At 62.3% G+C, this 26,384-nt stretch carries 26 protein-coding genes; 23 read left to right on the top strand and 3 right to left on the bottom strand.

From position 1 onward, the window contains the following. Nucleotides 1–100 precede the first annotated feature (100 nt). The gene (locus ACU5AY_RS08275) at nucleotides 101–1,783 is read right to left on the bottom strand and encodes an ArnT family glycosyltransferase (protein ID WP_446828698.1); all 1,683 of its coding nucleotides are present in this window, start codon (nucleotides 1,781–1,783) and stop codon (nucleotides 101–103) included. Between the two features lie 159 nt (nucleotides 1,784–1,942). Here ACU5AY_RS08275 and ACU5AY_RS08270 point away from each other — a divergent pair, with 159 nt between their 5' ends. From ACU5AY_RS08270 to ACU5AY_RS08195, 16 genes are all read left to right on the top strand, one after another. Continuing rightward, on the top strand, nucleotides 1,943–2,842 hold the full coding sequence (locus ACU5AY_RS08270; protein ID WP_446828697.1) for a VOC family protein: 900 nt from the start codon (nucleotides 1,943–1,945) through the stop codon (nucleotides 2,840–2,842). Beyond that, nucleotides 2,839–3,687, top strand: coding sequence for a 3-deoxy-8-phosphooctulonate synthase (gene kdsA, locus ACU5AY_RS08265; RefSeq protein ID WP_446828696.1), 849 nt, complete (start codon nucleotides 2,839–2,841; stop codon nucleotides 3,685–3,687). The genes ACU5AY_RS08270 and kdsA overlap by 4 nt, the downstream gene beginning before the upstream one ends. 142 nt (nucleotides 3,688–3,829) lie before the next feature. Beyond that, the gene (gene eno, locus ACU5AY_RS08260) at nucleotides 3,830–5,104 is read left to right on the top strand and encodes a phosphopyruvate hydratase (protein ID WP_446828695.1); all 1,275 of its coding nucleotides are present in this window, start codon (nucleotides 3,830–3,832) and stop codon (nucleotides 5,102–5,104) included. 154 nt (nucleotides 5,105–5,258) lie between these two features. Further along, nucleotides 5,259–5,579 (top strand): FtsB family cell division protein, encoded by a 321-nt coding sequence (locus ACU5AY_RS08255; protein ID WP_446824285.1) that lies wholly within the window; start codon nucleotides 5,259–5,261, stop codon nucleotides 5,577–5,579. Between the two features lie 147 nt (nucleotides 5,580–5,726). Next, nucleotides 5,727–6,776: a pyruvate dehydrogenase (acetyl-transferring) E1 component subunit alpha gene (pdhA, locus tag ACU5AY_RS08250; RefSeq protein WP_446828694.1), complete on the top strand. Its 1,050-nt coding sequence runs from the start codon at nucleotides 5,727–5,729 to the stop codon at nucleotides 6,774–6,776. An 18-nt stretch (nucleotides 6,777–6,794) separates the two neighbouring features. Then, nucleotides 6,795–8,177: a pyruvate dehydrogenase complex E1 component subunit beta gene (locus ACU5AY_RS08245; RefSeq protein WP_446828693.1), complete on the top strand. Its 1,383-nt coding sequence runs from the start codon at nucleotides 6,795–6,797 to the stop codon at nucleotides 8,175–8,177. A gap of 17 nt (nucleotides 8,178–8,194) precedes the next feature. After that, nucleotides 8,195–9,553, top strand: coding sequence for a pyruvate dehydrogenase complex dihydrolipoamide acetyltransferase (locus ACU5AY_RS08240; RefSeq protein WP_446828692.1), 1,359 nt, complete (start codon nucleotides 8,195–8,197; stop codon nucleotides 9,551–9,553). 15 nt (nucleotides 9,554–9,568) lie between these two features. Then, a complete protein-coding gene (locus ACU5AY_RS08235) occupies nucleotides 9,569–10,207 on the top strand; it encodes an SGNH/GDSL hydrolase family protein (protein ID WP_446828691.1) in 639 nt (212 codons plus the stop codon). Nucleotides 10,208–10,274: 67 nt separating this feature from the next. Then, nucleotides 10,275–10,553 (top strand): YdcH family protein, encoded by a 279-nt coding sequence (locus ACU5AY_RS08230; protein ID WP_446828690.1) that lies wholly within the window; start codon nucleotides 10,275–10,277, stop codon nucleotides 10,551–10,553. A 73-nt stretch (nucleotides 10,554–10,626) separates the two neighbouring features. Further along, nucleotides 10,627–12,072 carry a dihydrolipoyl dehydrogenase gene (gene lpdA, locus ACU5AY_RS08225; protein WP_446828689.1) on the top strand — a complete coding sequence of 482 codons (1,446 nt, stop codon included), beginning with the start codon at nucleotides 10,627–10,629 and terminating at the stop codon, nucleotides 12,070–12,072. A 34-nt stretch (nucleotides 12,073–12,106) separates the two neighbouring features. Beyond that, on the top strand, nucleotides 12,107–12,361 hold the full coding sequence (locus ACU5AY_RS08220) for a GlsB/YeaQ/YmgE family stress response membrane protein (RefSeq protein WP_446824279.1): 255 nt from the start codon (nucleotides 12,107–12,109) through the stop codon (nucleotides 12,359–12,361). Between the two features lie 51 nt (nucleotides 12,362–12,412). Further along, a complete protein-coding gene (gene lipA / locus ACU5AY_RS08215) occupies nucleotides 12,413–13,381 on the top strand; it encodes a lipoyl synthase (RefSeq protein WP_446828688.1) in 969 nt (322 codons plus the stop codon). 31 nt (nucleotides 13,382–13,412) lie between these two features. After that, entirely contained in the window at nucleotides 13,413–13,694 is a 282-nt protein-coding gene (locus ACU5AY_RS08210) for a type II toxin-antitoxin system RelE/ParE family toxin (protein ID WP_446828687.1), read from the top strand. Nucleotides 13,695–13,703: 9 nt separating this feature from the next. Continuing rightward, entirely contained in the window at nucleotides 13,704–14,000 is a 297-nt protein-coding gene (locus tag ACU5AY_RS08205; protein ID WP_446824276.1) for a HigA family addiction module antitoxin, read from the top strand. Between the two features lie 84 nt (nucleotides 14,001–14,084). Further along, the gene (locus ACU5AY_RS08200; protein WP_446828686.1) at nucleotides 14,085–14,651 is read left to right on the top strand and encodes an AAA family ATPase; all 567 of its coding nucleotides are present in this window, start codon (nucleotides 14,085–14,087) and stop codon (nucleotides 14,649–14,651) included. Between the two features lie 9 nt (nucleotides 14,652–14,660). Next, complete coding sequence (locus tag ACU5AY_RS08195; RefSeq protein ID WP_446828685.1) at nucleotides 14,661–15,110, top strand: type II toxin-antitoxin system RatA family toxin; 450 nt, start codon at nucleotides 14,661–14,663, stop codon at nucleotides 15,108–15,110. On the opposite strand, the gene ACU5AY_RS08190 is transcribed toward ACU5AY_RS08195, so the two are convergent. Both ACU5AY_RS08190 and ACU5AY_RS08185 read right to left on the bottom strand, forming a co-directional pair. Next, a complete protein-coding gene (locus ACU5AY_RS08190; RefSeq protein WP_446828684.1) occupies nucleotides 15,098–15,601 on the bottom strand; it encodes a CinA family protein in 504 nt (167 codons plus the stop codon). The two genes, ACU5AY_RS08195 and ACU5AY_RS08190, sit on opposite strands and share 13 nt — an antisense overlap. Continuing rightward, entirely contained in the window at nucleotides 15,598–16,812 is a 1,215-nt protein-coding gene (locus ACU5AY_RS08185) for a bifunctional 2-C-methyl-D-erythritol 4-phosphate cytidylyltransferase/2-C-methyl-D-erythritol 2,4-cyclodiphosphate synthase (protein ID WP_446828683.1), read from the bottom strand. The genes ACU5AY_RS08190 and ACU5AY_RS08185 overlap by 4 nt, the downstream gene beginning before the upstream one ends. Before the next feature lie 305 nt (nucleotides 16,813–17,117). Here ACU5AY_RS08185 and dusB point away from each other — a divergent pair, with 305 nt between their 5' ends. From dusB to hfq, 7 genes are all read left to right on the top strand, one after another. After that, nucleotides 17,118–18,080, top strand: coding sequence for a tRNA dihydrouridine synthase DusB (gene dusB, locus ACU5AY_RS08180; RefSeq protein WP_446828976.1), 963 nt, complete (start codon nucleotides 17,118–17,120; stop codon nucleotides 18,078–18,080). Continuing rightward, entirely contained in the window at nucleotides 18,077–19,231 is a 1,155-nt protein-coding gene (locus ACU5AY_RS08175; RefSeq protein WP_446828682.1) for a two-component system sensor histidine kinase NtrB, read from the top strand. Before dusB ends, ACU5AY_RS08175 begins: the two co-directional genes overlap by 4 nt. Continuing rightward, on the top strand, nucleotides 19,228–20,676 hold the full coding sequence (gene ntrC, locus ACU5AY_RS08170; RefSeq protein ID WP_446824270.1) for a nitrogen regulation protein NR(I): 1,449 nt from the start codon (nucleotides 19,228–19,230) through the stop codon (nucleotides 20,674–20,676). Before ACU5AY_RS08175 ends, ntrC begins: the two co-directional genes overlap by 4 nt. A gap of 141 nt (nucleotides 20,677–20,817) precedes the next feature. Further along, nucleotides 20,818–23,130, top strand: a complete 2,313-nt coding sequence (locus ACU5AY_RS08165) for an ATP-binding protein (protein WP_446826078.1) — start codon at nucleotides 20,818–20,820, stop codon at nucleotides 23,128–23,130. Then, entirely contained in the window at nucleotides 23,120–24,484 is a 1,365-nt protein-coding gene (gene ntrX, locus ACU5AY_RS08160; protein WP_446824269.1) for a nitrogen assimilation response regulator NtrX, read from the top strand. Before ACU5AY_RS08165 ends, ntrX begins: the two co-directional genes overlap by 11 nt. A 37-nt stretch (nucleotides 24,485–24,521) precedes the next feature. Further along, on the top strand, nucleotides 24,522–25,898 hold the full coding sequence (trkA, locus tag ACU5AY_RS08155; protein WP_446824268.1) for a Trk system potassium transporter TrkA: 1,377 nt from the start codon (nucleotides 24,522–24,524) through the stop codon (nucleotides 25,896–25,898). 242 nt (nucleotides 25,899–26,140) lie between these two features. Then, nucleotides 26,141–26,383: an RNA chaperone Hfq gene (gene hfq / locus ACU5AY_RS08150; protein WP_446824267.1), complete on the top strand. Its 243-nt coding sequence runs from the start codon at nucleotides 26,141–26,143 to the stop codon at nucleotides 26,381–26,383. Nucleotide 26,384: the final 1 nt, after the last annotated feature.

Here is a 26,384-nt window from a genome sequence, read left to right as displayed (position 1 = left end):
ATGTTCCCACTGTGTTCCGCAAGTGCCTAAAATATCGTGAAAGCGGGGCCCGGTGTCGCAGGAACTGCCGATTTTTGCTGCCGCCGGTCGGCTATGAGCGTTAGCGCGTCGGATCGAGTGCGATGTAGGCGCGCTCGGCTTCCGCTGCGCGTGTCTCGGCGAGCGTGCCGGAGAGAACGGCCTTCATGAGGACGGCCGGATCGATCGAACGCCAGCCGCCACTGACCGCCGTCACGTCGTACCCGTCGGCGGCGAGCCGGTCGGCTTCCGTCTTCTCCAGCGTGATGACGGCCTTGAAGCGATCGCCGGCTTCGACGTCCGCAAGCTTTCGTCGCTGCAGGAAAGGTCGTTCGACGCCGCTGTGCAATCGTGCCTCGGAGGCGACGATGTCAGACCCAAGGAAGACGATGTCGTCGGCGGGCAGGTCGAGCTGGGCGACCTTGTCGGCAATCGGCTTTCCAAGGTCGGGCATGCCGAAGGCGGCGACGACGGGATAGATGGCAAGCAGGATCGCCATTGGCAGGGCGGAGAGTGCCAGAACCATGGGCCGGAAGGCCTCGCGATTGGCGATGCGCCAGACGAGCAACAGGCCGAGGGCGATGGCAACCACGATCGCAACCGTTACCTTGGCACTCAGCAGCTGGGCCGAAACGCCGTAGAGGATGGCGAAGGTGAGGGCCAGGCCGATCACCGAGAATTTGAGAAACAGGCTCAGATAGCGCGATGTCGTCTCGCGCTCCAGCGAGGCGAGGCCGACCGCCATCAGGATCGACAGAGCGGGAAGAGACGGAATGATGTAGCGATGGTCCGGTTTGAAGGCGGGCGCGAACATGGCGATGTTGAGCGCAATCCAGCCTGCAAGCAGCAGGGCCGACGCGCCGAGCTGCCGGAAGCCCGGCACTTTGCGCGTAGCGATCGCGGTCGCCGCAATCACGAAAAGCCAGCCGATCACGGGCGCCAGCAGGCCGGCAAGGCTGAGACCGACGGAGTCGAACACCGCGAAAACCGAGAATTCCAGCTTGGTGCGCACCTGATCGCCGACGAACTGGTTGTCGAGCGCCGAGCTCGACCGCAGCACCTGGTAGACGAACCACCAGCCGGCGAGAGCCATGGAGAAGAGAATCGGCAGCGGGGCGATCAGCCGGCGAAAATGAACGCGGCACGAGGGAAAGAGGACGATCAGACCGAAGACGCAGGCCGGTGGCGCCAGCGCCGGAATGCCCTTCGTCAGGATCGCCATCGCCGTTCCGCCATAGGCAAGCCAGGCGTCCCATCTGTCTTCTTCGCCGGCGAAGAGCAGGCCGGCAAAGCCGTAAAGGGCGATGAGCATGAACAGCGTCAGCGGAATGTCGGGAATCGCCGTGACGGCGGAGCGCAGGAAGACGAAATTGCCGGCGAGCATGGCGAGCGAGAACAGGGCGATCTCATCGTCGCCCGTCAGCCGCTTGGCCAGCCTGTAGGTGACGAACAGGATGGCGGCCGCGCCGAGCAGCCAGAAGATGCGCGAGCCGATGACACCGATGCCGAAGATTTCCATGCCGGCGACGCTCATCCAGTAGGCGAACGGCGGCTTCTTCAGCCGCACAGCATCCTCGCCGGTGCGCGGTGTCAGGTAGTCGCCGCTCTCCATCATCAGCGCCGCGCCCTGCGAATAATGGCGCTCGTCCGGATAATGCAGGATCATGCTCTCGGCGAAGGGAAAGATCGCGACCAGGAAGGCAATGACGAAGATCGCCGCGATCGTGCGGTTCGAACTCGCAATAGCGGCAAGCGTCTGCGGCATGTCGGCGCGGTTTCCCATTGATGCGTTGTGCGGTCACCTGTGTCCACATTTTTGCCGGCAAATCAACCGATGGCGGGGTGGGGCGACGAATGTTCGCGCCAAGACTTGCAAATCGGCCACGGATGAAGCACATCAGCGGCGAAATGGAGGAAGTCGCACATGGATGCAACCGGGTCTGCCGGCCGCCGCCTTCTGGATCATCTGGTTCTGCCGGTGACGTCAATTGCGATGTCCCGCGCGCGGCTCGCCCAACTCGGCTTCACCGTCGCCCCCGACGGCATTCATCCCTTCGGCACTGCGAATTCCTGCGTCTTCCTGTCCGACGGCACCTATCTGGAGCCGCTGGCCGTAGCCGATCGTGAGGCCTGCGAGGCGGCCGCGCTCAACGGCAACACCTTCATCGCCCGCGATCAGGCCATTCGCTTTCGCCACGGCGATGAGGGACTAACCGCCATCGTCGTCAACACGAGCGACGCCGATGCCGATCACCAGCGTTTTGCCGCAAGCGGCGTCTCCGCCGGTCCCATGCTGTCCTTCTCCCGGGTCGGCCGCCTGCCGGACGGCACCGAAAGGATGGCCAGTTTCAAGCTCGCCTTTGCCGCCGACCTCAGGTCGCCGGACTTCTTTGCCTTCGCCTGCCAGCGCATCGCGGCCTTGCCGTCCGCCGGCAAGGCGCTGGAAACCCACGAGAATGGGGTGACCGGTATTGCCCAGGTTGTGCTTTCCGAGCCGAACCCGGCCGACTTCAAGGACTTTCTGCAGATGGTCGCGGTCAGTCACGACACGGCCGAGCATCCGTTCGGCATGGATGTCGGGCTCGATAACGCCATCATCGCCACGCTTAATCCCGCTGGCCTGAAGGATCGGTTCGGCCTCAAGGGTTCCACCCATGCCCGCGGCTTGCGTGGCCGGGCGGTCGTGTTCAAGGTCATGGATATCGAGCGGTTGAAGGCCTGTCTCGCCGAAAACGGCGTCGCCTTCGAGGAGCGCGCCAGCCGCATTCTGGTGCCGCATGAGCCCGGTCAGGGCGTTCTTTTTGCATTCGAGGAAGAAAAATGAGCGATCAAACCAATTCTGCAGTCGTTGTCGGTAACGGCGCTGGGAAGGTGACGTTTTCGAATACGGGTAAACTGTCGCTGATTGCCGGCCCGTGCCAGATGGAGAGCCGCGATCACGCGTTCATGATGGCGGGCAGGCTGAGCGAGATCTGCAATCGCCTCGGAATTGGCCTCGTCTACAAGAGTTCCTACGACAAGGCGAACCGCACCTCGATCGGTGCCGAGCGCGGCATCGGTCTCGACAAGGCAATGGAAGTCTTTGCCGACCTCAAGAAGGAATACGGCTTTCCGGTTCTGACCGACATTCATACCGAAGAGCAGTGTGCGCTCGTCGCGCCGACCGTCGACATCCTGCAGATCCCGGCCTTCCTTTGCCGTCAGACCGATCTTCTGGTCGCTGCGGCGAAGACGGGGCGGGTGATCAATGTGAAGAAGGGACAGTTCCTTGCGCCCTGGGACATGAAGAACGTCCTGAAGAAATTGAATGTCAGCGGCAATCCGAACGTGCTGCTGTGCGAACGCGGCGCGTCTTTCGGCTACAACACGCTGGTCTCCGACATGCGCTCGCTGCCGATCATGGCGGCGATGGGTGCGCCGGTGATCTTCGACGCCACCCATTCCGTGCAGCAGCCGGGCGGGCAGGGCGGCTCTTCCGGCGGCCAGCGCGAATTCGTCGAAACGCTGGCGCGCGCGGCCGTTGCCGTTGGTGTCGCCGGTGTCTTCATCGAGACGCATGAGGACCCCGACAATGCGCCCTCCGACGGCCCGAACATGGTGCAGATCGACAAGCTCGAGGCGCTCCTGGAAAAGCTGCTCGCCTTCGACGCCATCGCCAAGTCCGGTTGATGACGGAGAGATGAAATTACGCCGCCGCCGGGCCGTTGCGGGCCGGCGGCATTGAAATTCCGGCCTGTTCGATTATGACAGGCTATTCCCCGGAAAACTTCGTGACGGAAGTTCCACAAACGACCCCAGGCAGGAAACGAAAATGACCGCTATCATCGATATCATCGGCCGTGAAATCCTCGACAGCCGCGGCAATCCGACTGTTGAAGTCGACGTCTATCTCGAAGACGGCAGCATGGGCCGCGCTGCGGTTCCGTCGGGTGCGTCGACCGGCGCGCACGAAGCCGTCGAACTGCGCGATGGCGGCGAGCGCTATCACGGCAAGGGCGTCGAGAAGGCGGTCGAGGCGGTCAACACCGAGATCTTCGACGCGATCGGCGGTTTCGATGCCGAAAACCAGATCCAGATCGACAAGGCGATGATCGAGCTTGACGGCACGCCGAACAAGTCGCGCCTCGGCGCCAACGCCATCCTCGGCGTTTCGCTGGCCGTCGCCAAGGCTGCCGCCGAATCGTCCGGCCTGCCGCTCTACCGTTACGTCGGCGGCCCGAACGCCCGTCTCCTGCCGGTGCCGATGATGAACATCATCAATGGCGGCGCGCATGCCGACAACCCGATCGACTTCCAGGAATTCATGATCATGCCGGTCGGCGCCGACACGCTGCGCGATGCCGTGCGCATGGGCTCGGAAGTCTTCCATGTCCTGAAGAAGCAACTGGCCGCCGGCGGTCACAACACCAATGTCGGCGACGAAGGCGGTTTCGCACCGGGCCTGAAAAGCGCTTCGGAAGCCCTCGACTTCATCATGAAGTCCATCGAGAAGGCCGGCTATCGTCCGGGCGACGACATCCAGCTGGCGCTCGATTGCGCCTCGACCGAATTCTTCAAGGACGGCAAGTACGTCATGGAAGGCGAAGGCCGCACGCTGGAGCCGGAAGCCATGGCGGACTACCTCGCAGAGCTGGCCGCTAAGTACCCGATCATCTCGATCGAGGATGGCATGGCCGAAGACGACTGGGATGGCTGGAAGTACCTGACCGACAAGATCGGTTCCAAGTGCCAGCTCGTCGGCGACGACCTGTTCGTCACCAATTCAGCCCGCCTGCGCGACGGCATCAAGATGGGTGTCGCCAACTCCATCCTCGTCAAGGTTAACCAGATCGGCTCGCTTACCGAAACACTGGATGCCGTCGAGACGGCGCACAAGGCCGGTTATACCGCCGTCATGTCGCACCGCTCGGGCGAAACCGAAGATTCGACGATCGCCGACCTGGCAGTCGCCACCAATTGCGGGCAGATCAAGACCGGTTCGCTGTCGCGCTCGGACCGTATCGCCAAGTACAACCAGCTGATCCGCATCGAGGAGCAGCTGGGCCTTCAGGCGGAATTTGCCGGCCGCTCGATCCTGCGCGTCTGATTTTTTCAAAGCCTGCAGTCAACTGACGGTTTCTCGAACCGCGTCCCGCAAGGGGCGCGGTTTTTGTTTTGCTGCCCGTCATGGTCAACGGACGATTAATCAATCCGCGTTAGTTTGATCGGCAGTAGCGTAATGCGTTCCAGGTTTCGTGAGTATGTGGACAAAACATCACAAGCAGAAAAAGACTGTCCGTCTGATCATTCCGGCCATTTCGGTCGCCTTCCTGTCCTATTTCGGGTACTATTGCATCCACGGGACCTATGGTCTCGAGGCCGGTCAGAAGCTCGACGGCAGGATTGTCCGGTTGCAGGAGGAGCTGGATGGTTTGACTCGCCAGGCCGAGAGCCTGCAGAAGCGAGTTGCACTTTTGAGTGACGGTTCGATCGACAAGGACATGCTGGACGAGCGCGCCCGCTACGCTCTCAATCTTTCGCGCGCAGACGAGATCGTCATTTTTCGCACTGCAAAGAATTAACCGAAATTCGGTTAATTGAATTTTTCACAGATAAAACAGAAAGTTATGAGAATAGTAGCTATGCATTTATGGCATTGCTGACAGCCGCTTTCTTCCCTATGGTATTTCGCGACAAGAACAGTCGAAGCACCTTTAAGGGAGGGCTACATGGCGCCGCGAAAAACCGCGTCTGCTTCCAGCCGCAAGCCAGCGGCGAAGTCTCAAGCTAAAAAAGATACCGTTTCGGGCTCGGTCGTCGAGTTCTCGAAGGAGCAGGAACTTTCCGCGTACCGCGAAATGCTCCTCATCCGCCGGTTCGAGGAAAAGGCCGGCCAGCTCTATGGCATGGGCTTCATCGGTGGCTTCTGTCACCTCTACATCGGCCAGGAAGCAGTCGTTATTGGCATGCAGATGGCGATGAAGGATGGCGACCAGGTCATCACCGGTTATCGCGACCACGGACACATGCTGGCAACCGGCATGGAAGCGCGTGGCGTGATGGCGGAGCTTACCGGCCGACGGGGTGGATACTCCAAGGGCAAGGGCGGTTCCATGCACATGTTCTCCAAGGAGAAGCAGTTCTACGGCGGTCACGGCATCGTCGGCGCCCAGGTGTCGCTCGGCACGGGTCTCGGCTTCTCCAACTGGTACCGCGAGAACGGCAACGTCTCGGTCGCCTATTTCGGCGACGGCGCGGCCAACCAGGGCCAGGTCTATGAAAGCTTCAACATGGCGCAGCTGTGGAAGCTGCCGGTCGTCTACGTGATCGAGAACAACCGCTACGCCATGGGCACCTCGAACGCGCGTTCGACGGCGCAGACCGATTATTCGCAGCGCGGCGCCTCCTTTGGTATCCCCGGCATGCAGGTCGACGGCATGGATGTCCGCGCCGTCATGGCGGCCGGCGAGGCAGCCCTCGAACATGCCCGCACCGGCAAGGGTCCGTTCATTCTCGAAATGATGACCTACCGCTACCGCGGCCACTCCATGTCCGACCCGGCGAAATACCGCTCCAAGGACGAAGTGCAGAAGATGCGCTCCGAACACGACCCGATCGAACAGGTCAAGGCACGGCTCCTCGAAAAGGGCTGGGCCAGCGAAGACGAGCTCAAGGAACTGGACAAGGACGTCCGCAACATCGTCGCCGACAGCGCCGATTTTGCGCAGAACGATCCGGAGCCGGATACCTCCGAGCTCTACACTGACATCCTGCTTTGATCTCGGGGAGGGATATCCATGACGATTGAAATTCTTATGCCCGCCCTTTCTCCGACGATGGAAGAAGGTACGCTGTCCAAATGGCTGAAGAAGGAGGGCGACACCGTCACCTCCGGCGACGTGATCGCGGAAATCGAAACCGACAAGGCGACGATGGAAGTCGAGGCCGTTGATGAAGGCGTGATCGGCAAGATCCTGATCGACGCCGGCACCGAAGGCGTCAAGGTCAACACGCCGATCGCCGTCCTCTTGCAGGAAGGCGAGAGCGCCGACGCGATTTCCGACAAGCCGAAGGCGGCACCAGCGCCGGCCGAAGCGCCGGCTCCGGCTGAAAAGCCCGCGGCCGCCGCAGCCCCTGTTCCGGCGGCACCCGCTCAAGCGAGCGCGCCGTCCGACCCGTCCATCCCGGAAGGCACGGAAATGGTGCCGACGACCGTGCGCGACGCGCTTCGCGACGCCATGGCCGAGGAAATGCGCCGTGACGGCAACGTCTTCGTCATGGGCGAGGAGGTGGCCGAATATCAGGGCGCCTACAAGGTAACCCAGGGCCTTCTGCAGGAATTTGGTGCCAAGCGCGTCATCGACACGCCGATCACCGAGCACGGCTTTGCCGGTGTCGGCGTCGGTGCGGCCATGGCTGGCCTGCGCCCGATCGTCGAGTTCATGACCTTCAACTTCGCCATGCAGGCGATCGACCAGATCATCAACTCTGCCGCCAAGACGCTTTATATGTCCGGCGGACAGATGGGTGCTCCGATGGTGTTCCGCGGTCCGAACGGTGCCGCTGCCCGCGTTGCCGCCCAGCACAGCCAGGATTACGCTGCCTGGTACAGCCACATTCCGGGCCTCAAGGTCATCCAGCCCTATACGGCTGCGGATGCCAAGGGCCTTCTGAAGGCTGCGATCCGCGATCCGAACCCGATCATCTTCCTCGAAAACGAAATCCTCTACGGCCAGACCTTCGACGTGCCGAAGATGGATGATTTCGTCCTGCCGATTGGCAAGGCCCGCATCCACCGTTCCGGCAAGGACGCGACGCTTGTCTCCTTCGGCATCGGCATGACCTATGCGGTCAAGGCTGCAGCCGAACTGGAAAAGGAAGGCATCGACGTCGAGATCATCGACCTGCGCACCATCCGTCCGATGGATCTGCCGACGGTCATCGAATCGGTCAAGAAGACCGGCCGTCTCGTCACCGTCGAGGAAGGCTATCCGCAGTCGTCGGTCGGCGACTTCATCGCCAACCGCGTCAGCCGCGAGGCCTTCGACTATCTTGATGCCCCGGTCATCACCATTGCCGGCAAGGACGTTCCGATGCCCTACGCGGCAAACCTCGAAAAGCTGGCTCTGCCGACCGTTGGCGAAGTCGTCGAGGCGGTCAAAGCCGTCTGCTACAAGTAACGGGGAGGGATGGAGACATGCCGATCAATATTACGATGCCGGCGCTTTCGCCGACCATGGAAGAAGGCAATCTCGCCAAGTGGCTCGTCAAGGAAGGCGATGCGGTCGCTCCCGGTGATGTCATCGCCGAAATCGAAACCGACAAGGCGACGATGGAAGTCGAAGCCGTTGACGAAGGTACGGTCGCCAAGATCGTCGTTCCCGCCGGCACCGAAGGCGTCAAGGTCAATGCCCTGATCGCGATCCTCGCCGCCGAGGGCGAGGACGTGGCCGACGCTGCCAAGGGCGGCGGCGGTGACGCCAAGTCCGAGGCACCGAAATCCGAAGCCCCCAAAGCCGATGCTCCTAAGGCCGACCCGGCGCCGGCTGCCGCTGCTGCGCCCGCAGCACCTGCCGCCACGCAGACCGCCGGTCCCGCGCCGACGGCGCATGGCGAGCGCATCTTCTCCTCGCCGCTCGCCCGTCGGCTGGCGAAGGAAGCCGGTCTCGATCTCTCCGCCATTTCCGGTTCCGGCCCGCATGGCCGCATCGTGAAGGCTGACGTCGAGAAGGCGAAGTCCGGCGGTGCCGCCAAGCCGGCTGCAGCCGCTGCCGCTCCGGCCGCAGCAGCAGCCCCGCAGGCCGCAGCGCCCAAGGGCATGTCGGAAGAAGCCGTCCTCAAGCTCTTCGAGGAAGGCTCCTACGAGCTCGTGCCGCATGACGGCATGCGCAAGACGATCGCCAAGCGCCTGCAGGAATCCAAGCAGACGATCCCGCACTTCTACGTTTCGGTCGATTGCGAACTCGACGCGCTCCTGGCGCTGCGCTCGCAGCTGAACGATGCGGCTCCGCGCAAGGACGACCGTCCGGCCTACAAGCTCTCGGTCAACGACATGGTCATCAAGGCCATGGCGCTGGCGCTGCGCGACGTGCCGGATGCCAACGTCTCCTGGACCGACACCAACATGGTCAAGCACAAGTACGCCGATGTCGGCGTCGCCGTGTCGATCCCCGGTGGCCTGATCACGCCGATCATTCGGAAGGCCGAAACCAAGGCGCTGTCCACCATCTCCAACGAGATGAAGGACCTCGGCAAGCGGGCCAAGGAGCGCAAGCTGAAGCCCGAGGAATACCAGGGCGGCACGACTGCGGTCTCCAACATGGGCATGATGGGCGTCTCCAACTTCGCCGCCGTCGTCAACCCGCCGCATGCGACGATCCTCGCGGTCGGAGCAGGCCAGAAGCGTGTCATCGTCAAGAACGACGAGATGGTCATCGCACAGATGATGACGGTCACGCTGTCGACCGACCACCGCTGCGTCGATGGCGCTCTCGGTGCCGAGCTGCTCGGCGCGTTCAAGGGCTACATCGAAAACCCGATGTCGATGCTGGTCTGAGGGCGGTGACCGGCCATGAAAACCGTTCTGTGCTACGGTGACAGTCTCACCTTCGGGCATGACGCCGAAAATGCCGGCCGTCATGCCTATGAGGATCGCTGGCCGAGCGTCCTGCAGAAGGCGCTGGGCGAGGGGGCTGTCGTCATCGCGGAAGGGCTGAATGGTCGCACCACGGCGTTCGACGATCACATGGCCGATTGCGACCGCAATGGCGCGCGGGTTCTGCCGACGATCCTGCACTCCCACGCGCCGCTCGACCTCGTCATCATCATGCTCGGCACGAACGACATGAAGCCGGCGGTCGCCGGTTCCGCCCATGCCGCCACCCGCGGCATGGCGCGGCTGATCGACCTCGTGCGTTATCATGCCTGGCCGTTCGACTACGATGCGCCGGAAATCCTCGTCGTCTCGCCGTCGCATCTGGTGGAGACGGCGAACGAGGATTTCGCCGCAGCCTTCCGCGGTGGCATCGAGCAGTCGAAGATGCTCGGCACGCTTTACCGCGATCTCGCCGACGACAAGGGCTGCGGCTTCTTTGACGCGGCCTCGGTCGCAAAGGCGACGCCGGTCGACGGCGTGCACCTCAATGCCGAGAACACCCGGGCGATCGGCCGTGGACTGGAGCCGATTGTCAGAATGCAGCTTGGAATTTGACGCAGATCAAGGAGGTAGGGACGGAGTGCAATAGCCTGAAGCCCATCGGAAACGAGGGGCTTTCACCATGGCGCACACTCCGCACGAACTGGCAGACGAATTTCCCGAATATGTCAGCAAGATGCGATTTCTTCGCGAGACCGATGGGCACTTCCATCGCCTGTGGACGGAATATCACGACATAAACCGGGCCGTTCATCGCGCCGAAACGAATATCGAGCCGACCGATGACACCCGCATGGAGGACATGCGGAAGAAGCGGATGCGGCTCAAGGATGAAATCTACGGGATGCTGGTCAGCCTCGAAGACGTGCCGGATGCCCTCTCGGAAGTGAGCAAGGACTGAAGGCCGGGGCAACCACTCCCGATCAGCGGGCGGTCGCTGCCGTTCGCATAACAATCGAGGAGTGGAAACGCCCATGTCGAATGCTTATGACGTCATCATCATCGGTTCCGGCCCCGGCGGCTATGTGGCCGCCATCCGCGCCGCCCAGCTGGGCATGAAGGTCGCCGTTGTCGAGCGCGAACATCTGGCCGGCATCTGCTCCAACTGGGGCTGTATCCCGACCAAGGCGCTGCTGCGCACCGCCGATGTCATGCACACCGCCGTCCACGCCAAGGATTACGGCCTCACGCTCGAGGGTGCGATGAAGCCGGACGTCAAGGCGATCGTCGCCCGTTCGCGCGGCATCGCCCACCGCATGAACAACGGCGTCGGCTTCCTGTTCAAGAAGAACAAGGTCGACATCATCTGGGGCGAGGCGAAGATCACCAAGCCCGGCGAGATCGTTGTCGGCAAGACGACCAAGAAGCCGATGGAGCCGATGGGCCCTGTGCCGAAGAACACGCTCGGCGAAGGCACCTACACCGCCAAGCACATCATCGTTGCAACCGGCGCCCGCCCGCGCGCGCTGCCTGGCATCGAGCCGGACGGCAAACTGATCTGGACCTATTTCGAGGCGATGAAGCCGGAGGAAATGCCGAAGTCGCTCTTGGTCATGGGCTCCGGCGCGATCGGCATCGAGTTTGCGAGCTTCTACCGCACCATGGGCGTCGACGTGACCGTCGTCGAGATCATGAAGCAGGTCATGCCGGTCGAGGACGCCGAAATCTCGGCGCTCGCCAAGAAGCAGTTCGAAAAGCAGGGCATCAAGATCCTGCTGGAAGCCAAGGTCGCCAAGGTCGAGAAGGGCGCGAACTCCGTGACCGCGACCATCGAGCTGAAGGACGGCAAGACGGAAAAGATCACCGCAGACCGGATGATCTCGGCCGTTGGCGTCCAGGCCAATATCGAAAACATCGGCCTTGAGGCCGTCGGCGTGAAGACCGACCGCGGCTTCATCGTCGCGGACGGCTACGGCAAGACCAGCGTTCCGGGCATCTATGCGATCGGCGATGTCGCCGGCCCGCCGCTGCTCGCCCACAAGGCCGAGCATGAAGGCGTCGTCTGCGTCGAAAAGATCGCCGGCCTATCGAACGTGCATGCGACCGACAAGAGCAAGATCCCCGGCTGCACCTACTGCAACCCGCAGGTCGCCTCCGTCGGCCTGACCGAAGCGAAAGCCAAGGAGCAGGGCCGCGATATCCGCGTCGGCCGTTTCTCCTTCGTCGCCAACGGCAAGGCCGTGGCGCTCGGCGAGGACCAGGGCATGGTCAAGACGATCTTCGACAAGAAGACCGGCGAGCTGATCGGCGCCCACATGGTCGGCGCGGAAGTCACCGAACTCATCCAGGGCTTCGTCGTCGCCATGAACCTGGAGACGACCGAGGAAGAACTGATGCACACCATCTTCCCGCATCCCACCCTTTCTGAAATGATGAAGGAAAGCGTGCTCGATGCCTATGGACGCGCTTTGAACGCCTGATTTCGGATCAACTGGCTATCGCGAGGATATCTCTATGGACTTGAACGGTGTGGGCTGGCTCGGTGCAATCATTGTCGGCGGTATAGCCGGGTGGCTTGCCGAACGCGTGATGAAGAGCAATATGGGCCTCTTCATGAACATTCTGCTGGGGATCATCGGGGCGGCGCTCCTGAACTTCCTGCTGCGGAAGTTCGGCATCTATGCAGGAACCGGATTGCTGACCTACCTGATTGTGGGTTTCGGCGGCGCCTGCATTCTTATATTCCTCGGACGCGCCATCAGGCGCTGACGAACTAGGCACGATGCGGCGGGTGAGAAGACCCGTCGCGGAAGGACAGACATGGTCACGATTCTCGACAGGGTTTCTCCCGACGCCAAGCGCGTGCGGCATCCGGAAAAGGCTCACCGCCCGGACACGGAAGTCATGCGCAAGCCGGACTGGATCCGGGTGAAGGCGCCGACGTCGAAGGGTTACATGGAAACCCGTTCGATCGTGAAGGAAAACAAGCTGGTGACGGTCTGCGAGGAAGCGGGCTGCCCGAATATCGGCGAATGCTGGGACAAGAAGCACGCCACCTTCATGATCATGGGCGAGATCTGTACCCGCGCCTGTGCCTTCTGCAACGTGGCGACGGGCAAGCCGAACGCGCTCGACCTCGACGAGCCCGCAAATGTAGCCAAGGCGGTCCGTGAAATGGGCCTGCAGCATGTCGTCATCACCTCCGTCGATCGCGACGATCTGGAAGATGGCGGTGCCGAGCATTTCGAGAAGGTGATCTTTGCGATCCGCGCGGCTTCTCCGGAAACGACCATCGAAATCCTGACCCCGGACTTCCTGAAGAAGCCCGGAGCGCTGGAACGCGTCGTCGCCGCCAAGCCCGACGTCTTCAACCACAACCTGGAAACGGTGCCCGGCAATTACCTGACGGTGCGTCCGGGCGCCCGCTACTTCCACTCGATCCGGCTTCTGCAGCGGGTCAAGGAACTGGACCCGACCATGTTCACCAAGTCCGGCATCATGGTCGGCCTCGGAGAGGAGCGCAACGAAGTCCTGCAGCTGATGGACGACCTGCGCACCGCCGATGTCGACTTCCTGACGATCGGCCAGTATCTGCAGCCGACCCGCAAGCACCACAAGGTGGAGCGCTTCGTCACGCCGGACGAATTCAAGTCCTACGAAACGGTCGCCTATGCCAAGGGCTTCCTGATGGTCTCGTCCTCGCCGCTGACGCGTTCCTCGCACCACGCCGGCGACGATTTCGCCCGCCTCAAGGCCAATCGGGAAAAGAAGCTGGCCGCGGCGGAGTAGGGGCGGTGCCTTTGATTTGTGAACGCGCTTCGTGATAAGGTCTTTCAAGGATAAGCGGACGGAAAAGCTCTTTCTGTCGGGACGGGCCAGAGGTCTGCCGGGCGATATTCTTGAAAGAGCGCAACGGAAGCTGACGTCCTTGAATGCAGCGAAGGTCGTTGATGATTTGCGTGTCCCGCCCAGCAATCGATTGGAACGGCTGAGGGGCGATCGCGACGGTCAGTTCTCCATTCGGATCAACGATCAGTGGCGAATCTGCTTTCGTTATGCAGATGGCGACGCCCATGACGTCGAAATCTGCGACTATCATTGAGGTAAGGTCATGCTGTTTCTGCCCGAAAATCCGATTACTCCCGGAGAAATCCTGCGGGAAGAGTTTATGGCGGATTACGGACTTACCACTGAGAAGCTGGCGCGCGATCTTGGCCTCAACCAGGGTCGCTTAAATGACTTGCTGAACGGTCTTGTGCCGTTGGATGCCGAGACAGCGTTGCGGCTATCCCGCTATTTCTCGAACTCACCGGAGTTTTGGTTGAATATCCAGCGGGCGTGTGACTTGGCGGCGGCCATGAAAGCCGCCAAAGGGCTCGATGACATCAGGCCGATTGAGGCGGCTTGACACAGCTGCCATAAACAGCCCTGAGGGTGTTGTAAATCGCAAAGGGATACGGCAGTTTGCGCCGCTTCGACGGGAGCCGTATTCATGAAATTCATTACAGTTGAAAGCGCCGCCGAGCTTTTGCCGGCGGCCAACCGCATCCTCGTCTTCGGGTGCTCGGGCAGCGGCAAGAGCACGCTGTCGCGCAAGCTGTGCGGTCTGTTCGACCTGCCGTATTTTTCCATGGACAGGGAGTTCTTCTGGCTTCCCGGCTGGACGATGCGCGAGCGCGGGGAAATCCGGCGGCGTATCGGCGAGGCTGTCGAGGGCGATCGCTGGCTGATGGATGGTACCAGTCCCGGAACGATGGACCTGAGGCTTCCGCGGACGGATCTCGCCATCTGGTTCCGACCGCCGCGCTGGCGATCGCTGTGGGGCGTCTACAGCCGCGTCTGGAAGTCTTACGGCGTGGTCCGGCCGGAGATGGCGGAGGGGTGCCCGGAGCACTGGCCGGAGTGGAATTTTCTCACCTACATCTGGAACTTCGAACGCGACGAGGTCCCGGAAATCGCGGAGAAATTCGCGACATACGGTCCGGATGTCCCGGTTTTGGTGTTGAAATCGCATCATGACGGCCAGCGACTCCTTGAGATTTCGTCGCGTGCTCGCTAGCTCTGAACCATGCCGAAGTTCGAGACAGTCCGCTCCGTTCCCCACACGCCCGATCAGATGTTTGCACTGGTGGCCGATGTCGAGCGCTATCCGGAATTCCTGCCGCTCTGCGAGGCGCTGACCGTGCGTTCGCGCAAGGAGCGGGAGGGCAAGACCTTGCTGGTGGCCGACATGAGCATCGGCTACAAGGCCATCCGCGAGACGTTCACCACCCAGGTCCTGTTGAAGCCGGACGAACATGCGATCGACGTCAAATACATCGACGGACCGTTCCGCTATCTCGACAACCGCTGGCGCTTCGAGCCCGAAGGCGAGGGCGGTTGCCAGATCCGCTTCTATATCGACTACGAGTTCAAGAGCCGCATTCTCGGCGCGATGATGGGCGCCATGTTCGACCGCGCCTTCCGCATGTTTGCCGAAGCCTTCGAGAAGCGGGCGGCTTCAATTTATTCTGCCTGAGCGAGTTCCAGCAGCAGGTCGAGGGCCACGCGTACCGTCGCGGTCCTGACGCCGTCGCGTCCGAGCGTGCCGAACCGCATTTCCAGATGTTGGCTGCGACCGTCCTTGCGGCAGGCGGCGAGATGGACGAGGCCTACCGGCTTTTCCGCCGTTCCGCCGCCCGGACCGGCAATGCCGGTGACCGCGACCGACAGGTCCGCCCGAGACTTGGCAAGCGCGCCCGCAGCCATTTCCAGCGCCGTCTCTTTCGACACGGCACCATGGGCGGCAAGCGTTTCCGCCTTGACGCCGATCATCTCCTGCTTCGCTTCGTTGCTGTATGTGACGAAGCCGCGATCGACGACGGCGGAGGAGCCGGCAACCTCGGTGAGCGCGCCGGCAATCAGCCCGCCGGTGCAGGATTCCGCCGTGGCGACCATCAGTCCCTTGGCGGTGAATTCGTAGACGACGCGGGCGGCGAGCTCGTCGATCTCTTCGGGAAAGCGTGTCATGCTCTTGTCCTTCCATAGACGACGGTTGCGGTCGCGATCGCCGCGATGCCCTCGCGCCGTCCGACGAAGCCGATGGTCTCGTTGGTCGTCGCTTTCACCGAGCAGCGGTCGATCGTGATCGCCAGCATGTCGGACAGCGCCTCCCGCATGGCGTTGCGGTGCGGGCCGACCTTCGGAGCTTCGGCAATGAGCGAAACGTCGGCATTCATGATCGTCCCGCCATTGTCGCGAACGATCCTTGCCGCATGCTCGAGAAAGATCCGTGAGGCGGCGCCCTTCCACTGCGGATCGGAGGGCGGGAAATGGTCGCCGATGTCGCCGGCGCCACAGGTCGCCAGCAGCGCATCGGTCAGCGCGTGCAGGGCGACGTCCGCGTCGGAGTGGCCCTTCAGTCTCTGGTCGTGCGGGATGAAGATCCCGCAGAGCGTCACGCCGTTGCCGGGCTCCAGCTGGTGGACATCGTAGCCGTTGCCGGTCCGCACGTCCGGGAGAAGTCCGCCGCCAAGCCTTTCGTCCGCCATGATCATGTCCCGTCTGACTGTAAGCTTGAAATTGTCCGGTGATCCTTCCACCAGGCGAACCGGAATGCCGGCCCACTCGGCGATCGCCGCGTCGTCGGTGAAATCGCTGGGCCCCAGCTCCGCCGCCCGGCGATGCGCCTCCAGAATGGCCTCGAAGCGGAACGCCTGCGGTGTCTGGGCCGCAAACAGGCCCTGCCGGGACACGGTTTCGGCAACCAGGCCGTCTGCCGTGCCGCGCTTCAGCGTATCCGCGACCGGCAGGACCGGCAGGGCGGCATCGGCACCTGCGGCGAGCGCCTGTTCGACCCGATCCAGCAGGCCATCGTCGATGAAGGGGCGAACCGCATCCTGGATGTAGACATGCGTTACACCTGCCGCCCGCAACGCTTCCAGTCCGTTGAGGACCGACTGCTGGCGCATGGCGCCGCCGGTGACGATGGTGAGCCCATCGTGATCGGCAAACGGAGCCAGCGCGTCGTCGCAGAGTGCGCGATCATCCGGATGGATGACGACGGCGATCGGCATGTCTGGGCGCCAGGCTATGAGACGCGCCAGCGTTTCGGCGATCACCGGTCGGCCGCCGATCCGCTGATACTGTTTCGGGCCATCCTTGCCGGCGCCGGCCCGTTCGCCGCGACCTGCGGCGACGACCACCGTGCCGATCGAAAGCGGAGTTTTGGGGGATTGCATCGCGCACCGTGCCTGAAAGCGTCAAACCTTTCGCCGTCCTAGCGATTCTGCCCGGATTTTGCCAGCGCAAATGCCGGATTGGCTGTTGGCGGCGCGGTCCCGGAATGTTAGGAGGGCGCGTTTCAGTCACCGGAATGTCGACAAAGCGTGCCATTGGTGCATTTGCCTAAAAAATATCTTGGCTATCCGATTTCTCTTGGCAAGCGTCTCTGGAGTGTCTAAAAATAGTGCAAAATTCAGACTGCCCGAAAGATGGTCATTTGTTGGCGCGCGATCCCAGTTCAGCTTTCCACATCGGTCCGGTGATGGTGCGCAACCGTGTGGTGCTTGCGCCCATGTCGGGCGTTACGGATCTGCCGTTCCGCCGGCTCGCCTGGCGTTATGGGGCAGGACTGGTCGTTACCGAGATGGTCGCGTCGCGTGAACTGGTGATGAGCCGCGGCGAATCCTGGTCACGGCTGAAGGCGGGCGACACCGGCCCGCATGTCGTGCAGCTCGCCGGCCGCGAACCGCACTGGATGGCGGAAGCCGCCAGGATCGCCGCCGACAACGGGGCCGACATCATCGACATCAACATGGGCTGCCCGGCGAAAAAGGTCATCGGCGGCTATTCCGGCTCGGCGCTGATGCGCGATCCGGAGCTGGCGCTTTCGATCATCGAGGCGACGGTCGCGGCTGTCGACGTGCCGGTGACCGTCAAGATGCGCCTCGGCTGGGATGAGACCTCGCTGAACGCCGCCGAGATCGCCCGTCAGGCGGAACTGGCAGGTGTTCGCCTGATCACCGTTCATGGCCGTACCCGCATGCAGTTCTACACCGGAACGGCGGACTGGCACGCCATTGCCCGCGTGCGCGAGGCTGTCTCGCTGCCGTTCATCGCCAATGGCGACGTCGAAAGCGCGGACGATGTTGAAAATCTGCTTTCCATCACCGGCGCCGACGCGGTCATGGTCGGCCGCACCTGCCAGGGAAGGCCCTGGCATCCGGGCGTTCTGGCCGGCGGCGAAGAACCCGCCCATCACGAGATCACGGACATCATATTGGAACATTACGAATCGATGCTGGAATTTTACGGCCGCGAAGGCGGCCTGCGCCATGCGCGCAAGCACCTCGGCTGGTATCTGGACCGCTATGCGCCCGATCTGCCCTCCCAGGACAAGGCCGCCATCATGACCTCGACCGATACGGCATTCGTCTCTGCCCGCATGGCCGAGGCTCTCGGCCGCGACGCGCCGTTGGCCGTTGCAGCGGTGGGAGAAGCCGCATGAGCGATCTTCCAGCCAACGCGTTTAGCGACGGCGAGAACGGGGTGCTGGCGCTCTCCGTCCTCAATGCGATGCAGAATCCGGTCATTCTCGTCAACGAGAAGGGCTTTATCGCCTTCGCCAACTGGCAGGCCGAGGCCTTCTTCGGGGCCAGCGCGTCGCATCTCGCCCGCTACAAGATTTCCACCTTCATTCCGTTCGGCAGCCCGCTTCTGGCGCTGATCGATCAGGTTCGCGAACGCCGCGCGCCGGTCAACGAATACCGCGTCGATCTGAGCTCGCCGCGCCTGGGGCAGGAAAAGCTGGTCGACATCTATGTCGCGCCTGTCGGCACCGATTTCGGCTCCGTCGTCATCGTCCTGCAGGAGCGCACGATGGCTGACAAGATCGACCGGCAGCTGACCTCGCGCGCCGCCGCCCGCTCGGTGACTGGTCTCGCCTCCATGCTGGCGCACGAGATCAAGAACCCGCTGTCGGGCATTCGCGGTGCGGCCCAGCTGCTCGAAACATCGGTCGGCGACGACGACCGGGCGCTGACCCGTCTGATCTGCGACGAGACCGACCGCATCGTCTCGCTCGTCGACCGCATGGAAGTGTTCTCCGACGAACGGCCGATCGACCGGGTGCCGATCAACATCCATTCGGTGCTCGACCATGTGAAGGCGCTGGCCTATGCCGGCTTTGCCCGCAACATCAAGATCACCGAGGACTACGACCCCTCGCTGCCGCTGGTCTTCGCCAACCGCGACCAGCTGGTGCAGGTCTTCCTCAACCTGGTGAAGAATGCCGCCGAGGCGATCGGCGACAATCCTGAGGGCGAGATTCGCCTGACGACGGCCTACCGACCGGGCATCCGCCTTTCGGTCGCCGGTACCAAGGAGAAGATCTCGCTGCCACTCGAGTTCTGCGTGCACGACAATGGCGGCGGCATCGCGCCCGATCTCGTGCCGCATCTCTTTGACCCCTTCATAACCACGAAAACCAACGGCTCCGGCCTTGGGCTTGCACTGGTCGCCAAGATCATCGGCGCGCATGGCGGCATTGTCGAATGCGACAGCCAGAACCAGAAGACGACGTTCAGGATCCTCATGCCGGCCTCCAAGCCCAGTGTACGTGCTGCCGATGGCAAAACGAAAACAGGAAGTGACATATGACAGCCACGGTTCTCGTTGCTGATGACGATGCAGCCATTCGCACGGTGCTCAATCAGGCGCTGAGCCGCGCCGGCTACGACGTGAGAATTACCTCGAACGCCGCCACGCTGTGGCGGTGGGTGTCGGCCGGCGAGGGCGACATCGTGGTGACTGACGTCGTCATGCCGGACGAAAATGCCTTCGACCTGCTGCCGCGCATCAAGAAGGCCCGTCCCGATCTGCCGGTTCTGGTAATGAGTGCGCAGAACACTTTCATGACCGCCATCAAGGCGAGCGAGAAGGGCGCGTACGACTACCTGCCGAAGCCCTTCGACCTGACCGAGCTGATCTCGATCATCGGCCGGGCGCTGGCCGAACCGAAGCGCCGGCCGACCAAGCCGGAAGACGACGTGCAGGACGGCATGCCGCTGGTCGGCCGTTCCGCCGCGATGCAGGAAATCTACCGCGTCCTGGCCCGCCTGATGCAGACGGACCTGACATTGATGATCACCGGCGAGTCGGGCACCGGCAAGGAGCTCGTGGCGCGGGCGTTGCATGATTACGGCAAGCGCAGCAATGGCCCCTTCGTTGCCATCAACATGGCCGCCATTCCGCGCGACCTGATCGAATCGGAACTGTTCGGCCATGAAAAGGGTGCCTTCACCGGCGCCCAGGCGCGTTCGACAGGCCGGTTCGAGCAGGCCCAGGGCGGCACGCTGTTTCTCGACGAGATCGGCGACATGCCGATGGATGCGCAGACGCGATTGCTCCGCGTTCTCCAGCAGGGCGAGTACACGACCGTCGGCGGTCGCACGCCGATCCGCACCGACGTGCGCATCGTCGCGGCAACCAACAAGGACCTGAAGGTTTCGATCAACAAGGGCCTGTTCCGCGAGGATCTCTATTACCGCTTGAACGTCGTGCCGCTGCGCCTGCCGCCGCTGCGCGACCGAGCCGAGGACATTCCCGATCTCGTCCGCCATTTCATCCAGCAGGCGGAAAAGGAAGGGCTCGGCTCCAAGCGCTTCGATGGCGAAGCGCTGGAGGTCATGAAGGGCTATCCGTGGCCGGGCAACGTCCGCGAACTGGAGAACCTCATCCGTCGCCTGCTGGCGCTGTATCCGCAGGATGTGATTACCCGCGAGATCATCGAATCCGAGTTGCGGACCGATATTCCCGACAGCCCGATCGACAAGTCGTCCGCCAGCGGCTCGATGACCATCTCGCAGGCGGTCGAGGAGAACATGCGCAGCTATTTCGCAGGCTTCGGCGAGAACCTGCCGCCGCCCGGTCTCTATGAACGGGTGCTGTCGGAAATGGAGTATCCGCTGATTCTGGCGGCGCTGACGGCCACCAGGGGCAATCAGATCAAGGCGGCCGATCTTCTCGGGCTGAACCGCAATACGCTGCGCAAGAAGATCCGCGAACTGGGTGTCACGGTTTACCGGAGTTCCCGCGGCGCTTGACATTTGTCCAGGTTGCGTTGCAATTTCGCCACAAAATGTTGCTTGGAAGTCACTCAGTTTCGGGTGCGCCAGACGCGCGCGACGATTCTTGCGGCAACATGAATACGATCTTGAGTCGTCGGAAGACCTGTCATGAGTGACATGCCGGCGTTGCAGGGCTCGACAGGGGAGCAGCCTTTGGAAGGCCATTCTGGCAGACGTTCTTTCCTGAAGAAGGAAGTGGTGGCGGCGGTTCACGACCGGCATGCTTCTTTCGCGTTGCCGGGGCTGGCCCTGGCGGCCGGCGCGCTGCTGTGCGCCATCCTGACGCTGTTCGTGCTTCTGGGCCTGACGCCGATCAAGCCGACCACGCATGTCGTCATCGCCTCGGCCATCATCAATGCGATCTTCGTCGCAGGACTGATCTTCCTGATCGGCCGCGAGGTCTATCGCCTGATCAGCGCCCGCAGCCGCGGACGGGCGGCGGCCCGGCTGCACATTCGTATCGTCGGCCTCTTCTCCGTTGTCGCCATCACGCCGGCGATCCTTGTAGCGATCTTCGCCAGCCTCACGCTCAATGTCGGCCTTGATCGCTGGTTTTCGATCCGCACCCAGGCGATCATCGAATCCTCCCGCGATGTCGCTCAGGCCTATATGATGGAAAACGCCAGCTATCTGCAGGGGCAGACCGCCTCCATGGCCAACGACATCGAGCGCAACCGAGCGGTCTTCTATCTCGACAGGAACGGCTTCGTGGAATTCCTGACACGCCAGGCCAAGGGCAGGGGAATGCTCGGCGCCTTCCTGGTGCGCGGCGACGGCTCGGCGGTGGTCCAGGCCGACATCAAGACCGACAAGCCCTTGCCGGCCATTCCGCAGGACGCCCTGGCGAAGGCGAAGGACGGCCAGCCGACACTGATCCCGCCGGGCATCACCAATCTCGTCGGCGCCATCATTCCGTTGAACGCGATTTCCGGAACCTATCTCTACACCGTCCGGGCCGTCGACCTGAAGGTCATGCGCGCCATGCGGCAGATGGAGGAGAACACCGCCGAATACAAGGCGATGGAGGAGGGCCGGACGTCGCTGCAGATCGCATTCGCCATTCTCTATCTGGGCTTCGCCCTGATCGTTCTGCTGGCCGCCATCTGGGGTGCCATCGCCATCGCCGACCGTATCGTCAGGCCGATCCGGTTGCTCATCAGCGCCGCCGACAGCGTGGCCTCGGGCAACATGAATGTCGTGGTCCCGGTTCGCGTCGCCGACGGCGACGTCGGCAACCTGTCGCGCACCTTCAACAAGATGATTTCGGAAATCCGCAGCCAGCAGCAGGAAATCCTGGTCGCCAAGGACGATGTCGACGATCGCCGCCGGTTCATCGAGGCGGTTCTGTCGGGTGTCACCTCCGCCGTAATCGGCGTGGAGGCAGACCGCACCGTCAGCATCGTCAATTCGGCGGCGGAGGTCCTGTTCGGCCTGCCGGTGGACAATCTGATCGGCCGGAAGCTGCAGGATGTCGCCCCGGAAATGGACAAGGTGCTGACGGAAGCGGCCAGCCGCTACCGCCGCGATTTCTCCAAGCACATTCAGTTCATGCGTGGCGGCAACGAGCGGACGCTGAGCGTGCAGGTGACGCGTGAGGAATCGCGCGATTTCAGCGATTCCTATGTCGTGACGGTCGATGACATCACCGATCTCGTGATTGCCCAGCGATCGAGCGCCTGGGCCGACGTCGCACGGCGCATCGCGCACGAGATCAAGAACCCGCTGACGCCGATCCAGCTTTCCGCCGAGCGGTTGAAGCGCCGCTACGGCAAGCAGATCGACGAGAGCGACCGCGCCGTCTTCGACCAGTGCACCGACACGATCGTCCGTCAGGTCGGCGACATCGGTCGCATGGTCGATGAATTCTCCGCCTTCGCCCGCATGCCGAAGCCCACCAAGGAGCGTTCCGACCTTCGCGATATCCTGAAGGACGCCATGTTCCTCAGGGAAATGGGGACGACTCATATCGACTTTCATCGCGAGTTCGGCGACGAGCCGCTGATCGGCGATTTCGATTCCCGCATGCTGGGCCAAGCCTTCACCAACATCATCAAGAACGCCGTCGAGGCGATCGAGGCGGTGCCGAGCGACGAGATCGGCGACGAACGCAAAGTCCTGGTGCGCGCACATAAGAGCGCCGGCGGCGAGCAGATCGTTGCCGATGTGATCGACAACGGCCGTGGCCTGCCGAAGGAAAACCGCAGCCGCATTCTGGAGCCCTACATGACGATGCGCGAAAAGGGCACCGGGCTGGGCCTGGCAATCGTCAAGAAGATCATCGAGGAACACGGCGGCCAGATTGAACTGCATGACGCGCCGCCCGAATTCGACCGCGGCCGTGGCGCAATGATCCGCATCGTTCTGCCGGCGATCAATGCCGCGGCGAACGGTGATAAGAAGAAGAACGAGGAAGATGTAAATGGCGTCTGATATTCTTGTCGTCGACGACGAAGAAGACATCCGCGAGATCGTATCCGGCATCTTGTCCGACGAGGGGCACGAGACCCGCACCGCTTTCGACAGCGACAGCGCGCTGGCGGCGATCTCCGACCGCGTGCCGCGGCTGATCTTCCTCGATATCTGGATGCAGGGCAGCAAGCTCGACGGGCTGGCGCTGCTGGAGGAGATCAAGAACCGTCACCCTGACGTGCCGGTCGTGATGATCTCGGGTCATGGCAACATCGAGACCGCCGTTGCGGCGATCAAGCGTGGTGCGTTCGACTTCATCGAAAAGCCGTTCAAGACCGACCGGTTGATCCTCGTCGCCGAGCGCGCGCTGGAAAACTCCAACCTGAAACGCGAAGTCTCGGAGCTGAAGAAGCGTGCCGGTGACGGCATCGAGCTGATCGGTACGTCGGTCGCCGTGTCCCATCTGCGCCAGACCATCGAGAAGGTCGGGCCGACAAATTCGCGCATCATGATTCTCGGGCCGTCGGGCTCGGGCAAGGAGCTCGTCGCCCGCACCATCCACAAGAAGTCGCAGCGCGCCAACGGGCCGTTCGTGGCGCTGAATGCGGCCGCAATTACGCCCGAGCGCATGGAGATCGCGCTGTTCGGCACGGAGGGCATGCCCGGCCAGCCGCGCAAGACCGGCGCGCTGGAGGAAGCCCATCGCGGCACGCTCTACCTTGACGAGATCGGCGAGATGCCGCGCGAGACGCAGAACAAGATCCTGCGTGTGCTGATCGACCAGCAGTTCGAACGCGTCGGCGGCAACAAGCGGGTGAAGGTGGACGTCCGCATCATTTCCTCGACCGCCATGAACCTGGAAAACCGCATCGCCGAAGGCCTGTTCCGCGAGGACCTCTACCATCGCCTGGCGGTTGTGCCGGTCAAGGTGCCGTCGCTTGCCGAACGCCGCGAGGACATTCCGTTCCTCGTCGACAGCCTCATCCGGCAGATCTGCGAGCAGGCAGGCATCAGGCTGCGCAATATCGGCGACGACGCCATGGCGGTCCTGCAGGCCAATGAGTGGCCTGGCAACATCCGCCAGCTGCGCAACAACATCGAGCGCCTGATGATTCTCGCCAGCGGCGACAATCCGGAGACGACGGTCACCGCCGACATGCTGCCGCAGGATCTGAGCGACATGCTGCCGAAGGTCTCGGCGCAGAACGACGTGCATATCATGACCTTGCCGCTGCGCGAGGCGCGTGAGATGTTCGAGCGGGACTATCTGGTCGCCCAGATCAACCGCTTCGGGGGCAATATTTCCCGCACGGCGGAGTTCGTCGGCATGGAGCGCTCGGCGCTGCATCGCAAGCTGAAGTCGTTGGGCGTATAAGGCCGGATCGCACGCCGGAATAATTGGAAAGAGACGAATGAAAGTCATTATTTGCGGTGCAGGGCAGGTCGGTTACGGCATTGCCGAACGCTTGTCCCAGGAAGGCAACGACGTGTCGGTCATCGATGTGTCCGCATCGCTGATCAGCGCCACGACCGATACGCTGGACGTGCGCGGCTATGTCGGCCATGGCGCCCATCCCGATGTTCTGGCCAAGGCCGGCGCCGACCAGGCCGACATGATCATTGCCGTCACGCTCTATGACGAGATCAACATGGTCGCCTGCCAGGTCGCCCATTCGCTGTTCAACGTGCCGACGAAGATCGCCCGCATCCGCGCGCAGAACTATCTGCAGTCGCATTACTCCGACCTGTTTTCGCGCGACCACATGCCGATCGACGTGACGATCTCGCCCGAGATCGAAGTCGGCAAGATGGTGCTGCGGCGCATTTCCTATCCCGGCGCCACCGATATCGTCCGATTCGTCGACGACAAAGTCGCGATGCTGGCGATCGAGTGCACGGAAGACTGCCCGGTCCTCAATACGCCTCTGGCGCAGCTCGCGCAGCTTTTCCCGGACCTGATGGCGACCGTCACGGGCGTCTATCGCGAGGGTCGCCTGTTCATCGCCCGCTCCGGCGACCAGCTGCGCGCCGGCGATCTTGCCTATGTCATCTGCCATCGTGACCACACCCGCCGCACGCTGAGCCTTTTTGGCCACGAGGAAACGGAAGCGCGGCGCATCGTCATCGCCGGCGGCGGCAATATCGGCTACTACGTCGCCAAGACGATCGAGGAGATGCAGCCGAAGACGTCGCTGAAGATCATCGAGAATAACCGCGAGCGGGCGATCGCCATCTCCGAGCAGCTGAACCACGCCATCGTCCTCAACGGTTCGGTCCTCGAGCAGAACATTCTCCAGCAGGTCGACATCCAGGACGCCGAGCTTCTGGTCGCGCTGACCAACAACGACCAGACGAATATTCTGAGCGCCGTCATGGCCAAGGAACTCGGCTGCAAGTCGAGCCTCGTTCTTTTGAACAATCCTTCCTTCCACGACATGACGAAGGCCGTCGGGATCGACGCCCATATCAATCCCCGGGCGGTGACGATCTCGCGCGTGCTCCAGCATGTCAGAAAGGGCCGCATCCGCTCGGTCTATGCCGTGCAGAAGGGCGCGGCAGAAGTCATCGAGGCGGAAGCACTGGAAACCTCGCCGCTTGTCGGCGTGCCGTTCCGCGATCTCGAATTGCCGAAGGGCATTCGTCTCGGCGCCATCTACCGCGACGGCAAGATGCTGACGCTGAACGGCGATACGAAGATCAAGGCGAAGGATCGCGTCGTCCTGTTCGCGCTGGCCGAGTCCGTCCGACATGTCGAACAGATGTTCCGGGTCTCGATCCAGTATTTCTGATATTGCCGTCCGTACCGTTTTGACGCGTAAGCGACTTGTCTATCCGCCATTGGATAGTGCACTGTCCATGTGGACGGTGCCGGTTCCGATTCCCGCATTGCGGAAGCAGCGGTGATTTGATACCAAGTCATCATACGGGAGGCGTGTGAAATTTCGATTACACATGCGGGGCGGTTAGGATTTGGCATGACACTGGATCGGCAGAGCCGGTCCGGCAAAAAAGGAAAGAAAGAATCGGCGCGATGGCGGAACGTTCTCAGAATCTGCAAGACCTGTTTCTCAATACAGTTCGCAAGCAAAAAATCTCATTGACCATCTTCCTGATCAACGGCGTGAAGCTGACAGGGGTGGTAACGTCTTTCGACAATTTCTGTGTGCTTCTGCGTCGTGACGGGCATTCGCAGCTCGTCTACAAGCATGCGATCTCGACCATCATGCCGGGTCAGCCGCTGCAGATGTTCGAGAGCGAAGAAACGGCATCCTGAC

This window comes from Rhizobium sp. PAMB 3174 (assembly GCF_052908375.1).
Note: the sequence above shows the minus strand (reverse complement) of the source record. Positions and strands in the feature narration are given on the sequence as shown.

Excerpts from the sequence above, each read along its gene's own strand:
- ACU5AY_RS08275 (WP_446828698.1), bottom strand. The coding sequence starts at position 1,783 with ATGCCGCAGACGCTTGCCGCTATTGCGAGTTCGAACCGCACGATCGCG.
- ACU5AY_RS08270 (WP_446828697.1), top strand. The coding sequence starts at position 1,943 with ATGGATGCAACCGGGTCTGCCGGCCGCCGCCTTCTGGATCATCTGGTT.
- kdsA (WP_446828696.1), top strand. The coding sequence starts at position 2,839 with ATGAGCGATCAAACCAATTCTGCAGTCGTTGTCGGTAACGGCGCTGGG.
- eno (WP_446828695.1), top strand. The coding sequence starts at position 3,830 with ATGACCGCTATCATCGATATCATCGGCCGTGAAATCCTCGACAGCCGC.
- ACU5AY_RS08255 (WP_446824285.1), top strand. The coding sequence starts at position 5,259 with ATGTGGACAAAACATCACAAGCAGAAAAAGACTGTCCGTCTGATCATT.
- pdhA (WP_446828694.1), top strand. The coding sequence starts at position 5,727 with ATGGCGCCGCGAAAAACCGCGTCTGCTTCCAGCCGCAAGCCAGCGGCG.
- ACU5AY_RS08245 (WP_446828693.1), top strand. The coding sequence starts at position 6,795 with ATGACGATTGAAATTCTTATGCCCGCCCTTTCTCCGACGATGGAAGAA.
- ACU5AY_RS08240 (WP_446828692.1), top strand. The coding sequence starts at position 8,195 with ATGCCGATCAATATTACGATGCCGGCGCTTTCGCCGACCATGGAAGAA.
- ACU5AY_RS08235 (WP_446828691.1), top strand. The coding sequence starts at position 9,569 with ATGAAAACCGTTCTGTGCTACGGTGACAGTCTCACCTTCGGGCATGAC.
- ACU5AY_RS08230 (WP_446828690.1), top strand. The coding sequence starts at position 10,275 with ATGGCGCACACTCCGCACGAACTGGCAGACGAATTTCCCGAATATGTC.
- lpdA (WP_446828689.1), top strand. The coding sequence starts at position 10,627 with ATGTCGAATGCTTATGACGTCATCATCATCGGTTCCGGCCCCGGCGGC.
- ACU5AY_RS08220 (WP_446824279.1), top strand. The coding sequence starts at position 12,107 with ATGGACTTGAACGGTGTGGGCTGGCTCGGTGCAATCATTGTCGGCGGT.
- lipA (WP_446828688.1), top strand. The coding sequence starts at position 12,413 with ATGGTCACGATTCTCGACAGGGTTTCTCCCGACGCCAAGCGCGTGCGG.
- ACU5AY_RS08205 (WP_446824276.1), top strand. The coding sequence starts at position 13,704 with ATGCTGTTTCTGCCCGAAAATCCGATTACTCCCGGAGAAATCCTGCGG.
- ACU5AY_RS08200 (WP_446828686.1), top strand. The coding sequence starts at position 14,085 with ATGAAATTCATTACAGTTGAAAGCGCCGCCGAGCTTTTGCCGGCGGCC.
- ACU5AY_RS08195 (WP_446828685.1), top strand. The coding sequence starts at position 14,661 with ATGCCGAAGTTCGAGACAGTCCGCTCCGTTCCCCACACGCCCGATCAG.
- ACU5AY_RS08190 (WP_446828684.1), bottom strand. The coding sequence starts at position 15,601 with ATGACACGCTTTCCCGAAGAGATCGACGAGCTCGCCGCCCGCGTCGTC.
- ACU5AY_RS08185 (WP_446828683.1), bottom strand. The coding sequence starts at position 16,812 with ATGCAATCCCCCAAAACTCCGCTTTCGATCGGCACGGTGGTCGTCGCC.
- dusB (WP_446828976.1), top strand. The coding sequence starts at position 17,118 with ATGGTGCGCAACCGTGTGGTGCTTGCGCCCATGTCGGGCGTTACGGAT.
- ACU5AY_RS08175 (WP_446828682.1), top strand. The coding sequence starts at position 18,077 with ATGAGCGATCTTCCAGCCAACGCGTTTAGCGACGGCGAGAACGGGGTG.
- ntrC (WP_446824270.1), top strand. The coding sequence starts at position 19,228 with ATGACAGCCACGGTTCTCGTTGCTGATGACGATGCAGCCATTCGCACG.
- ACU5AY_RS08165 (WP_446826078.1), top strand. The coding sequence starts at position 20,818 with ATGCCGGCGTTGCAGGGCTCGACAGGGGAGCAGCCTTTGGAAGGCCAT.
- ntrX (WP_446824269.1), top strand. The coding sequence starts at position 23,120 with ATGGCGTCTGATATTCTTGTCGTCGACGACGAAGAAGACATCCGCGAG.
- trkA (WP_446824268.1), top strand. The coding sequence starts at position 24,522 with ATGAAAGTCATTATTTGCGGTGCAGGGCAGGTCGGTTACGGCATTGCC.
- hfq (WP_446824267.1), top strand. The coding sequence starts at position 26,141 with ATGGCGGAACGTTCTCAGAATCTGCAAGACCTGTTTCTCAATACAGTT.